Annotated in this window: 11 protein-coding genes; 9 read left to right on the forward strand and 2 right to left on the reverse strand. The window is 44.9% G+C overall.

All coding sequences use genetic code 11. The annotated features are described in order from the left end of the window. The 3 genes from HLM86_RS16585 to HLM86_RS16595 form a co-directional block, all read left to right on the forward strand. A partial coding sequence (locus tag HLM86_RS16585; RefSeq protein ID WP_170883654.1) for a helix-turn-helix domain-containing protein occupies positions 1-407 on the forward strand: 407 nt, incomplete at its 5' end. A gap of 93 nt (positions 408-500) precedes the next feature. Next, positions 501-1,115 carry a DUF1007 family protein gene (locus HLM86_RS16590; protein WP_170883410.1) on the forward strand — a complete coding sequence of 205 codons (615 nt, stop codon included), beginning with the start codon at positions 501-503 and terminating at the stop codon, positions 1,113-1,115. A 68-nt stretch (positions 1,116-1,183) separates the two neighbouring features. After that, positions 1,184-2,224: a nickel/cobalt transporter gene (locus tag HLM86_RS16595; RefSeq protein ID WP_170883403.1), complete on the forward strand. Its 1,041-nt coding sequence runs from the start codon at positions 1,184-1,186 to the stop codon at positions 2,222-2,224. 552 nt (positions 2,225-2,776) lie between these two features. Here HLM86_RS16595 and HLM86_RS16600 read toward each other — a convergent pair. After that, positions 2,777-3,244 carry a hypothetical protein gene (locus tag HLM86_RS16600; RefSeq protein WP_217702213.1) on the reverse strand — a complete coding sequence of 156 codons (468 nt, stop codon included), beginning with the start codon at positions 3,242-3,244 and terminating at the stop codon, positions 2,777-2,779. Beyond that, a complete protein-coding gene (locus tag HLM86_RS16605) occupies positions 3,225-3,866 on the reverse strand; it encodes a winged helix-turn-helix domain-containing protein (protein ID WP_170883401.1) in 642 nt (213 codons plus the stop codon). Before HLM86_RS16605 ends, HLM86_RS16600 begins: the two co-directional genes overlap by 20 nt. A gap of 701 nt (positions 3,867-4,567) precedes the next feature. Between HLM86_RS16605 and HLM86_RS16610 the strand changes: the two genes are divergently transcribed. The 6 genes from HLM86_RS16610 (at position 4,568) to HLM86_RS16635 (ending at position 11,616) form a co-directional block, all read left to right on the forward strand. Beyond that, complete coding sequence (locus HLM86_RS16610; RefSeq protein ID WP_170883399.1) at positions 4,568-5,716, forward strand: glycerate kinase; 1,149 nt, start codon at positions 4,568-4,570, stop codon at positions 5,714-5,716. Positions 5,717-5,945: 229 nt separating this feature from the next. Beyond that, a complete protein-coding gene (locus HLM86_RS16615; RefSeq protein WP_170883397.1) occupies positions 5,946-6,710 on the forward strand; it encodes an ABC transporter ATP-binding protein in 765 nt (254 codons plus the stop codon). Then, a complete protein-coding gene (locus tag HLM86_RS16620) occupies positions 6,704-7,585 on the forward strand; it encodes an ABC transporter substrate-binding protein (protein ID WP_170883395.1) in 882 nt (293 codons plus the stop codon). Before HLM86_RS16615 ends, HLM86_RS16620 begins: the two co-directional genes overlap by 7 nt. Then, a complete protein-coding gene (gene fhuB / locus HLM86_RS16625; RefSeq protein WP_076587738.1) occupies positions 7,582-9,558 on the forward strand; it encodes a Fe(3+)-hydroxamate ABC transporter permease FhuB in 1,977 nt (658 codons plus the stop codon). Before HLM86_RS16620 ends, fhuB begins: the two co-directional genes overlap by 4 nt. Positions 9,559-9,675: 117 nt before the next feature. Beyond that, entirely contained in the window at positions 9,676-11,331 is a 1,656-nt protein-coding gene (locus tag HLM86_RS16630) for a multidrug ABC transporter permease/ATP-binding protein (protein WP_170883393.1), read from the forward strand. Between the two features lie 81 nt (positions 11,332-11,412). Then, positions 11,413-11,616: an MbtH family protein gene (locus HLM86_RS16635; protein ID WP_076587742.1), complete on the forward strand. Its 204-nt coding sequence runs from the start codon at positions 11,413-11,415 to the stop codon at positions 11,614-11,616. Positions 11,617-11,675: the final 59 nt, after the last annotated feature.

The following is an 11,675-nucleotide window of genomic DNA, read 5'->3' on the forward strand; positions in this document are numbered from 1 at the left end:
CAAAAGCCGCAATGGAAGACATCGAGATACAGAAAAAGCTGGACGTATTAGCGTTAGCGGACAAGCTGGGTAACGTTACCGAAGCCTCTCGCCTTACAGGCGTGTCCAGAGATACCATCTATCGTCATAGGCGATTGCTCAAAGAAGGAGGCATCGACGCACTAAGACGCCAAGAAACACCTAACCTGCGACATAAAAACAGGCCAGACGCAGAGCTAGAAAGCCTTGTCATAGAGTTTAGCTTGCAAAATCCTCACTTGGGTCAGGTTCAAGTCTCACGGCAGTTAAAAGCCAAATACGATGTGGAAATCAGCCCGAATGGCGTCAGGTTGATCTGGTTGAGAGAAAACATGAATACAGCAGCATTGAGGCTGGCAAAATTAGAGCTACTCCCCAAGTCGGCTTGAGTTGCCAACTTGGGATATCATTGCTAGTGTGACTACGACAAAGTCGGTTGGTAGTTATACCGTCAGTCTCCCTTGGTAATCACATTAGTTGGTATGGTGGCTGTATGTATTTCTTCACTTGTTCACGCTCACCCTCATTCCTGGGTTGATATGAAAACGCAGATTGAAGGTGAAAATGGCCTTGTCAGCGGTATTAAAATGGAGTGGACGTTTGATGCCATGACGTCGGCTTATTTGCTTGATGGGGAGGATATGTCACCTGAAAACGCGGAAAAAACCTTAGATAAGATTGCCAAAACGGTGGTGAAAAACATGGTAAGTGAAGATTACTTTACTTATTTTTATGACGGTGAGAAGCCCGTCAAGTATCACCGTGCTCTCGACCCAAAATTAGAACGCGCAAAGTCTAAGTTAAAGCTTAGTTTTACTCTTCCTTTAGCGAGACCCAAGCCATTAACCAGAGATACGTTGCGTCTATTGGCCTTTGATTCGAGCTATTATGTCGATATGGTGTGGCGTTCAAAGTCGGATATTATTCTCTCCAAAGGGTTAGCACAACAATGTCAATTGGAGCTTGTGGAGCCTAATCCAACCTCTCAGCAAATGATGTACGCCATGTCATTACCTACCAATGCAGATCCTGACAATACCCTTGGCCAGTTATTCACTCAGATGGTGAAAATGCATTGCGCTATTGCCACTAGCTAGTAACGGCAGTGGCCTCTTTTCATCCCAAAGCGTAAATAGTCACCTCAAGATAAAAAAGGTTTAGTCCTATGAAACTAAGTCGAACAATAAAAACAAATTGGTTAATTGCTGCCATTTCTCTATTGATGTTAATGATTGGAGCCTATCAGGTAGGGCTGATCTGGCCCTCTTTAGTGTTGGCGTCCATTGAATGGCAGAGAGAGGTCAATACTCAGCTTGCTGACCTGCTTTACAGCGCACAAAGTGAGCCACTCGTTTCTGGCAGTTATCTCGTCGGATTTAGCTTTCTCTATGGAATCCTTCATTCTTTAGGACCGGGGTATGGCAAGGTGATCGTCTCAACCTATTTGGCAACGCATCCAGCGAAAGTGAGAGTAAGCCTGATGCTGACCATAATTTCAGCGATTTGTCAGGCTTTGGTTGCCATCATACTGGTCAGTGTCTTAGTCTGGGGCTTTAATGCTTCCATGCGTGTTGTTAACGAGAAAGCGGCGACGTTTGTTGCTTTGAGTTTTATTTTGGTTGTGGTTCTGGGTCTATTGATTTGTTGGAAAGCAGGCAAACAGATCTCTCGCATCATCAGCGTTCCCAAGCTTAAAGTGAAGGCTCTGACACCATTGGCGGTTCCGTCTTCAAGATCCATAGGCGGGCATAGCTCTTTGCTTAGGCTGCAAAGCAGTGTGCACAGAATTGAGGCTGCTCACGCCGAATGTGGTTGCGGGCACCAGCATGCTGCAGGGGCAGACGCGATCAATGAGGCGTCGACGTTGAGAGAATACATAGGTGTTGTTGCCAGCATAGGTATTAGGCCATGTACAGGCGCCATCATGGCCCTTTTGTTTGCCAATATGGTCGGTACCTACTGGTTAGGCGTGATGAGTGCGCTAGCGATGGCAGGAGGCACAGCGCTGACCACGTCTGTGGTTGCTATTTTGACTTTGACAAGCAAGAAGTTAGTCAGGCGCTGCATGGCGACCTCAAACAGTGAGAAAAAGGCATCATGGCAGCTTGCAGGCTACTACGTTCAGCTTTTTGGTGGATTGTTACTTGTAGCGATAGGCTTATTGTTGGTTAGCAGTCAAGACACAGGCATGTCGCAGGTGTTCTAGAAAGAATAGAGTGTAAGAAGAGGGGACATGACCCTCTTCAATCATTGAAATATGCAAGGGCGTTCAAAAACCCGTCGTCAGTCCATTTTGACAAGATACCGAATACACATCCATGCGTTTGTCTCAGTGAATCACCCGTTGAGACAATGTCATCTCCCTGTTTGAATTGGCATTGCCCATGTCGACGATGCTTTAAATACCTTAACATAACGCAGATTGATCATACTATTTTGGTTTGGGAACCCAACTTTAATTTTGATCAGGTTTCGGCGCTGACGACCGAAAGTTTGTGCAGTGTTGGTTATATAGATTGCCTCAATAACGTCATCAGGACAATTGAATTAGACCGATTGAAGTCAAAATGGGTACAGTCGTACCCAATTGTGCTCGTGTGGAAAAAATGGAACCACCAATCGGTCTACTTTGATAGTCAACCGATCAACCACAACGTTGGCTAGCTAACTTCCATAATATCTCTGAGTACAAGTTTCGCCAATTATTTGGGTTCACCACTAATAGAGCCAGCAGACCTTTGGCCTCAGAGCGCATCTGTTAGTCCCACAGGCCAAGCTTCCCTTCAATTTTGCCTTTGTGAACAAAATACCTTGGAAAAGCCTGAAAGATATACAGGTCATTGCCTTGGCGGACAAAACGATAGAAAAGAAAGCGATAGCCTGAAGAAATCTGATTAAACCTATCGGTCGCGTTATACTCACTGCTGTTAATCAGTGGGATTCGTGAATAGACAAAGTAAATCATCTGATCACCAATTCTTAACTGCCTTGCTTCAATTTTCCATTTGCTTATTAACTTCCCTTGTTCGTCCTGCTGGCTTTCTAACACAACGACTTTACCACGGTAACAGGTGAGCAGGACGTCCCTCTCATCGTCGGGCACATGTAAATCGATCGAGTAATTACAGGTAGACCCGTTAAGGAAAGAGTAAGTGGATATCAGAATTAGCACACTAAAACTGAGTAAGGAAACGTATATGAACGTCTTAATTATTTTTGTTTGCATCCATGAGCCCAGTTGAAGATGAGTAATAGTAAGTTCCTGATTTTCCGTTTAATATTTCAGAATTGAAGTTGTCGCCTTCTATCGTGCACACGGAGACATGACCGAAATCACGACAGCTGAGATCGACCCATGAGAAATAGACATAGAAAAGGCTGTAAAATGTCGAGATTAAAACTAAGGCTGAAAAATACAGTTTTACTTTTTCTATACCGTTAACACCTAAATTAAGCTGAGAGAAAAAAGATTTATCGATATTAATCTCTTCAGGGCTGTGTTTAGAGGAAAGTGGTCTACTTTCGTTGATATCTAGTCGGTAGCCTCGTCGTGGTACATTGACAATTTTAATATTGTCCATTTCTAGGACTTTTCTTAAGTTTGTTATCGCAACAGGTAAAGAATTAGAGCCAATAATATCAGTGCGGCCCCAAGCTTCGATAACAAGATCATCTTTGCTAACGATATTATTTTTTTCGCTAATGAGCTTTCGCAATACACTGCTTTCTGGAATGGTAATGGAAAAGGTCTTATTTTGGTCAAAAACAATTTCTGCACCGGTATCACTCCTGTTAAGTCGACAGTTGCCTATTGGAAGCGTGTAGGAGTCTGGACTTACTTTTGTCATTCAGGTTTCCCCATTATTTTCATGAGTTAATGAATAAATTTCCACATTAATTCTTTAGTTTTCTGTTAAGGATTGTTACTAATTTATGTATAAATTAGTCTATATTGAGAATTATTTTGTGATTTATATCACTTAAAATCCCCATGAAGAATTTGTTTTATGTAACTGAGTGTCTGAGTTTTGTCAGATCGTTTTTAAAATGCATCTAAATACATTGGTTAGATAACACACAGCGACGCTTTTTTTCGTATTATCTTCAATAATTTAATATTCAACTGGGCTCGTATATCGTTGTGGTATCTGGTTATTTTTATCGATGGTTTTAATTCAGTCATGATCAAGTTAATCATTAATTAAGAAAACTGTGTTTTCATTAATGATTATAATATTCTGTGACACGATGTGCGTTTCTTTCTCATTCACAAGCTGTGATTTTAATACACATTGAAGTGAATTAATGGGTTTATTGTATGGCACAGGTAAGTAGATAAAAAGAAGGCGAGGCCAAAAGTGGCGCCTATGGGCTTATGCTGCATTTAAATGGCCTTTCAGTTAAGAAACAATTTAGTCAGCGCTGCTTGCCGTATTAGGGTAAGGTGATTAAAAGACGGCTGGCACTCCGTTTTTTTGATCTCCATCGGCAATGTTATCCGGTCAGTCTGCTAACTTATTAGGTCAGTCTATTCGCTGGGAGATAAAGTATGAAAGTGGTGATTGCCCCAGATTCTTTTAAAGAAAGTTTATCGTCATCAGAAGTGGCTTTCGCGATAAAAGAAGGACTGAACCGGGTGTTTCCTGATGCTGAGCTTGCTGTTGTACCGATTGCTGATGGTGGAGAGGGGACCGTCAATGCTTTCTTGGAAGGGGGCTTTGGCATGGCGGTTAGCCTAACTGTAACAGGGCCTGTGGGCGATAAAGTGACGGCATATTATGGGCTATCAACCGATGGCCAAACGGCAGTGATTGAAATGGCTCAAGCAAGTGGGTTACATCTTGTCCCCACGTCTTTACGTAACCCTCTAGACACGACCAGTTATGGTACGGGCCAAATGATTAAGCATGCGCTAGATAACGGGGCTCGCAAACTTATTATTGGGCTGGGTGGAAGTGCTACCAATGATGCAGGTTCGGGAATGTTATCTGCGTTAGGGGTTAAATTTATCAATCATGATGGGAATACTTTTGTTCCTAAAGGTGCTCGAAGCCTATCACAGCTAGCTCGTGTCGATTTATCAATGCTTGATAAACGACTGGCCGATTGCCAGATCCTAGGCGCTTGTGATGTGGATAATCCTTTATGTGGACCGAATGGCGCCACTTTTGTTTATGGGCAGCAGAAAGGTGTAGAGCCGGAAAAGATGTTGGCGTTAGATCAATGGCTTGAAAGGTTTGGTCGCCTCAGTGAAGATGTCACTGGCATTAATATGATAAATGTTCCTGGTGCCGGCGCTGCTGGGGGGATGGGGGGCGCTTTATTAAGTTATGCAAATGCAACCCTGAGATCAGGCATTGAGATTGTGCTTGAAACCGTCGGATTTAAAAAACAGCTGTCAGGGGCGGATTTGGTGATCACTGGAGAGGGACAAATGGATGGCCAAAGTATACACGGAAAGACACCCGTAGGGGTATCAAGGATGGCAAAGGCACTCAATGTGCCCGTTATTGCCATAGTGGGCAGTACAGCAGAGGACTATCGTGCAGTGTACGCAGAAGGCATTGACGCGGTGTTTAGCTGTATTCCTCGTCCAATGTCAACTCCACAAGCGTATGAAGAATCAAAGAACAATGTTGCGAATGTCACCGAAAATGTTGCTAGACTTTACGCGCTAACATATTCGGGCAAAAGATAACCAAACAGTGCTGAACTGAGACGTTCAGTGCTTACCTCCAAAGAAGTAGATAAACATCCAGTTAAGCCTTTAACGTCCCTACGTCATGACGGATTCTTTATTGATAGAGATATAAATGCAAATGAAAATGGTTTGCATTTATCTATTTACTGTTATATAAATCACCTCTTGTTAATCGATGGTTTTAATTGATTAACCATATGTAAATAAAGAGTTTAAGGGAATAGGTATGCTCGAAGCTAGAAACCTAGCGTTTAGCGTTGGTGATAGGACACTGTTGTCAGATTTCAATATGCGGTTTGAGCCTGGAAAAATCTACGCGTTAGTTGGCCATAATGGTTCAGGTAAGTCTACTTTACTTAAACTTCTAGCACAGCAGCAGTCGGCTACAGAAGGGGATATGCTTCTGTATAACCAATCCGTCTCAAACTGGTCGGATAAACAGTTTGCCCAGAAAGTGGCTTACTTACCTCAGCACCTCCCAAATACCGATAGCTTGTCTGGTCGAGATCTTGTGAGTTTTGGACGATACCCTTGGCATGGTTTACTCGGACGGTTGAACCGTAAAGATACAGAATACATTGAACAAGCAATGCACATGACGGGAACCATAGGCTATGCAAATAGGCTGGTAGACACCTTATCTGGTGGAGAGCGTCAGCGCGTATGGTTAGCGATGCTACTTGCTCAAAGAACTCAGTATCTTCTATTGGACGAGCCTTTGTCGGCCCTTGACATTGCCCATCAGGTTGAAATGCTGCAGTTGATTCGTTCCCTTTCAAAGGATCTTGAACTGGGCGTATTAATCGTTATTCATGATATTAATTTGGCAGCAAGGTTTTGCGATCATATCGTGGCTTTACACAGCGGAGAATTGATGGTCAATGGGCCGGTCTCGGAGGTATTCAACCAACAAAACCTGCGAGATATATATGGGATTGATATGCAGATTAGCGAACACGCTGCAGGCTATTCGGTGGCTATGCCATGTTAAACGCTCGGCGCTTTGCAACGTTTTTTCTTATGGCTGTGACGTTTATTTCTGTTGCTCATGCAAACGAACATGGCAATGGCCATACATTGCGCGTGATGTCGATCGATTGGTCTCAAACTGAAACCATGATTGCACTGGGCATTACACCCGTTGCATCGGCTCAGCAGTCTGACTACAACGATTGGGTAAAAAGTCCACCGATTCCCTCTGAGACAATGGATGTCGGTTTAAGAACACAACCTAACCTTGAACGCCTCTCTGAACTGAAACTGGATACCATTTTCCTCTCTCCTCGGTTTTCTTCACTTGAAACTCAGTTGTCTCGTATTGCGCCTGTCAAAAGACTGGGTCTGTATAAAATAGGGCAAGTAGACTGGCAAGCGGTCACAAATTTTACTCGTCGTATGGGAAAAGAAGTCGGCGCCAGTCAACAAGCTGACGCTCTGATTGTTGATAGTGAGAGAGTTTTTGAAACATTAAAAGACCGGCTTCCGTCTCAACAGCCCCCCATACTCTTAGTGCAGTTTATGGACACCAAGCACGTGCGCGTATTTGGAGATAACAGCATTTACAAAGTGGCTTTGGATCAACTTGAGCTTGACAGCGCTTGGGACAAGCAAACCAACGCTTGGGGTTTTAGTTTAGTCGGCATTGATCAGCTGCAAGGGATCCATGGTCAGTTGGTGATTATTGAACCGCTGCCTGCTGGCGTAGAACAACACCTTAAGCAGGATCAATATTGGCAGTACTTGGTCAAGCAATCGGGTTGGCCGGTATTAAAGGTTAAACCGACTTGGAGCTTTGGTGCCTTGCCATCCGCAATGCGGTTTGCCCACCTGATCACGATGGCGATTGTGCAAGAGGTATCTCCATGAAAGTCATGTCTTTAGGTTTGGTTGTCATTCTCACGGTGTGTGTTTTGGCGCTGGTAGGGTTTCAGATAAATACGTTAGGTAACCTTTCTCTCAGTCTTAGCAGCCTCTGGCATGTTGATTGGACGTCGCCTGAATCTGTTCGGCTTCACCTCACTTGGTGGCCTAGGTTACTGACGACGCTCATTGCAGGGGCAGCCTTGGCTACGGCTGGTGTGCTCATGCAGCAGGTATTGCGTAATCCGCTGGCCTCTCCTTCTACGCTCGGGGTCGCTAGTGGTGCTAGCTTTGCGTTAATGATGGCGACGCTATACGCCCCTTGGTTACTGACGGTGTCTAAGCCTCTAGTCGCGCTAGTTGGCGGGATAGGGACCATGGCGTTAGTGTTTTTGCTGTCATGGCGTCGGGCACTTTCTCCAACCGTAGTGGTGGTCTCTGGACTGGTCGTCAACCTCTATTTTGGTGCGCTCAGTACCGTTGCTTTGATGATGAATCAAGATAAGCTTGCTGGCCTGATGATTTGGGGGGCGGGGTCCTTGGTTCAAACAGGGTGGGCGGATATCGCGTATTTGGCACCTAGGTTGATCTTAGCGATTCTTGTCGCTTTTGTCTTCGTCAAACCATTGACTTTACTTGAGCTTTCAGCAGAGGGTGCAAAAAGTCTCGGTGTTTCATTGGCGAAGTTACGTTTTGTTTGCCTCGGGCTAGCGGTGTTGTTGACCTCTTGGGTGGTGGCGAAAGTGGGGGTGATTGGTTTTGTTGGCTTGGCGGCTCCGGCGATTGCCCGTGCAACAGGTGTCCACAGACTCGTACCAAAACTGATTGTATCTATGTTATTGGGGGCCTTACTGCTCACCTTGACGGACTTACTTATTCAACAATTGCCTGGTATTGCGGCAATGGTTATACCAACTGGTGCCGCCACTGCCGCTTTGGGTGCTCCATTGCTTCTTTGGTTACTACCAAGGCTGTCAATACGAAGTCAGACACAGACTGAGACGGTGATGACGAGACATCGTCAACAAGTTAAGCGCTTAAATCGTCGCGCCGTTGTCCTAGCAATGCTGTTCATAGTACTGACGGTCTTTATGTTTAGTACCGTCTCCATTCAAAGCTCAGGGTGGGGTTGGTTGTTCTATTCGAACCAATGGAGCTTACTTGAATGGCGTTGGCCAAGGTTGGTGGCAGCGGGGTTCGCTGGTTTGATGTTAGCGACGGCGGGAACAGTGATTCAGAGGTTAAGTGGAAACCCGATGGCCAGTCCAGAAGTCATTGGGATCAGCTCCGGAACCGCTCTTGGGCTGATTATCGCTATGTTCTCGGGCGTTGGTGTCAGCCTAACGGGTTTATACGTCGGCGGTTTCATTGGAGCAATGGCTTCTTTAGGTGTGATTGTGCTACTGAATCGTAAGTCAGGCTTTCAACCCGAACGCGTGCTCCTAACGGGAGTCGCCATCACCGCGTTAATGAATGCGGTGCAAAGTTTTGTGCTCGCAGGTGGAGATCCTCGAAGTTATCAGGTGTTGGCTTGGCTGTCTGGTTCAACGTATTACGTGACACAGTCGGCATTGGTGCCACTTTTTTTTGCGACCTTTATTCTGGTTGGGTTGAGTTTTCTTACGGCGCGTTGGCTCGATATTCTGCCGTTAGGTGAAGCTAGTGCGCGTGCTTTAGGATTAAATGTGTCGAAAGCCCGAGGGCTGTTGCTTCTCTTGGTCGCGATGCTGACAGTCAGCGCCACCTTAGTGGTTGGGCCGTTGAGTTTTGTTGGTTTAATGGCTCCCCATCTGGCGCGTTTGTTTGGTTTTAGTCGTTCCCGAGAGCATTTGATTTGCTCGGCATTGATAGGCATTGGGTTGATGTTATTTGCTGACTGGCTTGGCAGGCAGCTTTTATACCCCCAAGAGATACCAGCGGGTTTGGTCGCCTCTCTGATTGGTGGTATGTATCTGATGTGGGGTCTACGCCGACTCTAATTGAGCGGATTGTTGACTGATTCATGGAGACATGGGGGGCAATCATTGTGATTGCTTCCATGGCTAATCTTTTGTTGATAATGAGAATCACAATAATAATTAATTGTTGGAATTGAAATGAAATTACTTGTTCAACTGGCCCATAAACAGCACAAAGCTTTGGCTTTTGTTATTTTGTTAAGTGTTGTCAGTGCGTTTCTCAGCATTGGTGTCATTGCCTTCATTCAGTATGAGTTATTGAGTCAATCTAAGGATCTAGAAAGTGCCATTTGGCAGTTCTTTGGCTTACTAACTTTGTTGTTGATCACTGCGACATTTGCTCAAGTTTCTCTACATAAACTCGGGCATCGTTTTGTCTATGCCAAGCGATGTGAACTGGTCAAGCAACTGATTAATACTGATATCGAACAGATTGAGCAGGTAGGTAGTGCGGGTGTTCTTGCGTCCTTAAACACCGATATCCGCAATATTACGATCGCCTTTGTTACTTTACCTGATTTAATTTACGGATTGGTACTGTCGATCGTTGCGCTCACTTATCTAGCCTTTTTGTCACCCCTACTATTTGGAGTCAGCCTACTGACTTTGGGGTTGACGGGGGTGATAGGTTATCTGCTGGTGGCTCGTATCACGTTCCATGTGCGTCAGGTACGTGATCTCGAAGATAGACTCTACCAAGACTATCAAGCGATCATCGATGGACGTAAAGAGTTGTCCCTTAACCCACATCGAGCAAGACGTTACTTCGATGATGAGTTCAGCCCTAATGCTGCTGGGTATCGAGATCAAGTCACGCAGGCTGATATCTACAATGGGTTTGCTTCCAATATGGCAAATACCGTTGTCCTTGGGCTAATAGGACTGAATTTCTATCTCGCGCTTGGTCTTGATTGGGCGAGTTTTGAGGTCGCATCAACGTTTGCGCTCATTATTTTATTCATGCGTATGCCGTTAATGGCTGCGGTGGGCGCTCTACCGGGTTTGATCAGTGCCAACATCTCGATGCGTAAACTTGAATCCCTTGACTTAAGTCACCACACCTCTCTGACCACGCTGACTTCTCAAGCGAGTGCCTTTGAAAGCCTTGATTTACGTAACGTGACGTACCAATACAGAGCCGATGGCGATGATAGACCATTTTGTGTCGGTCCCCTTAACTTTAAAGTCTCCAGAGGAGAGTTGATCTTTGTGATTGGTGGGAATGGGAGTGGAAAGTCGACGTTTGCTCGCTTATTGACCGGCCTATATAGACCCCATTCAGGGGATATTTTTCTTAATGACACCGCCATTTCTGAAGAGAGTTGGTCGGGGTATCGTCAACAATTTTCTTCCGTTTTTAGTGACTTTTATCTATTCCACCAAATTGCAGATGGGCAGGGACAAGATGTGCAAGAGGAGTGCATTGATGAATGGATGGATCGACTAGAAATGAGCCATAAAGTCTCTCATGATAATGGTCGTTTATCCGATGTCCGTTATTCACAAGGTCAGCGTAAGCGACTGGCTTTGTTAATGGCGATAGCGGAGAAGAGAGGGTGTATTTTGCTTGATGAGTGGGCCGCTGATCAGGACCCAAGGTTCAGGAAGGTCTTTTACACTCAGTTGTTGCCGTTATTAAAAGCGCGTGAGGTTACGGTTATCGCGATTACTCATGATGATCGATATTTCGATGCGGCAGACCGTATTTTTAAGATGGAAGCGGGTCAGCTTACTGAGCTTAACACCTGCGATCATTCCTATATTCAATCAGCCGTTGCAAAAGTTGTTCTTTAAAGGACAGGGTAACGGCTTGTTACGCAAACATTAAATCAGACATTAACAAAAATAAATAACATCGATGAAGTTGAGGTTCTTATGAGTATTGATAGCCCAGATACAGAATTCACTGTTGTAATCAACACCCAGCAACAATACAGCATTTGGCCAACTTACCATTCAGTCCCTAATGGTTGGAGTGAAGTTGGCGTAAAGGGTGACAAACAGACCTGCTTAGATCATATCAACAAAGTATGGGTAGATATGCGACCCAAGAGCTTACGTGACGCTCTAGCGGAATAGTTCCGTCGGATCCGTATTGGCTTGGTATCTAATTCTTTAGATACCTGACACTCAACAGT

The sequence above is a fragment of the Vibrio ostreicida genome (assembly GCF_013074385.2).
GTDB classification, from domain to species: Bacteria; Pseudomonadota; Gammaproteobacteria; order Enterobacterales; family Vibrionaceae; genus Vibrio; species Vibrio ostreicida.

Coding starts and splice junctions, on each gene's coding strand:
- HLM86_RS16595 (WP_170883403.1), top strand. CDS start 1,184: ATGAAACTAAGTCGAACAATAAAAACAAATTGGTTAATTGCTGCCATT.
- HLM86_RS16605 (WP_170883401.1), bottom strand. CDS start 3,866: ATGACAAAAGTAAGTCCAGACTCCTACACGCTTCCAATAGGCAACTGT.
- HLM86_RS16600 (WP_217702213.1), bottom strand. CDS start 3,244: ATGCAAACAAAAATAATTAAGACGTTCATATACGTTTCCTTACTCAGT.
- HLM86_RS16615 (WP_170883397.1), top strand. CDS start 5,946: ATGCTCGAAGCTAGAAACCTAGCGTTTAGCGTTGGTGATAGGACACTG.
- HLM86_RS16610 (WP_170883399.1), top strand. CDS start 4,568: ATGAAAGTGGTGATTGCCCCAGATTCTTTTAAAGAAAGTTTATCGTCA.
- HLM86_RS16620 (WP_170883395.1), top strand. CDS start 6,704: ATGTTAAACGCTCGGCGCTTTGCAACGTTTTTTCTTATGGCTGTGACG.
- HLM86_RS16630 (WP_170883393.1), top strand. CDS start 9,676: ATGAAATTACTTGTTCAACTGGCCCATAAACAGCACAAAGCTTTGGCT.
- HLM86_RS16635 (WP_076587742.1), top strand. CDS start 11,413: ATGAGTATTGATAGCCCAGATACAGAATTCACTGTTGTAATCAACACC.
- fhuB (WP_076587738.1), top strand. CDS start 7,582: ATGAAAGTCATGTCTTTAGGTTTGGTTGTCATTCTCACGGTGTGTGTT.
- HLM86_RS16590 (WP_170883410.1), top strand. CDS start 501: ATGGTGGCTGTATGTATTTCTTCACTTGTTCACGCTCACCCTCATTCC.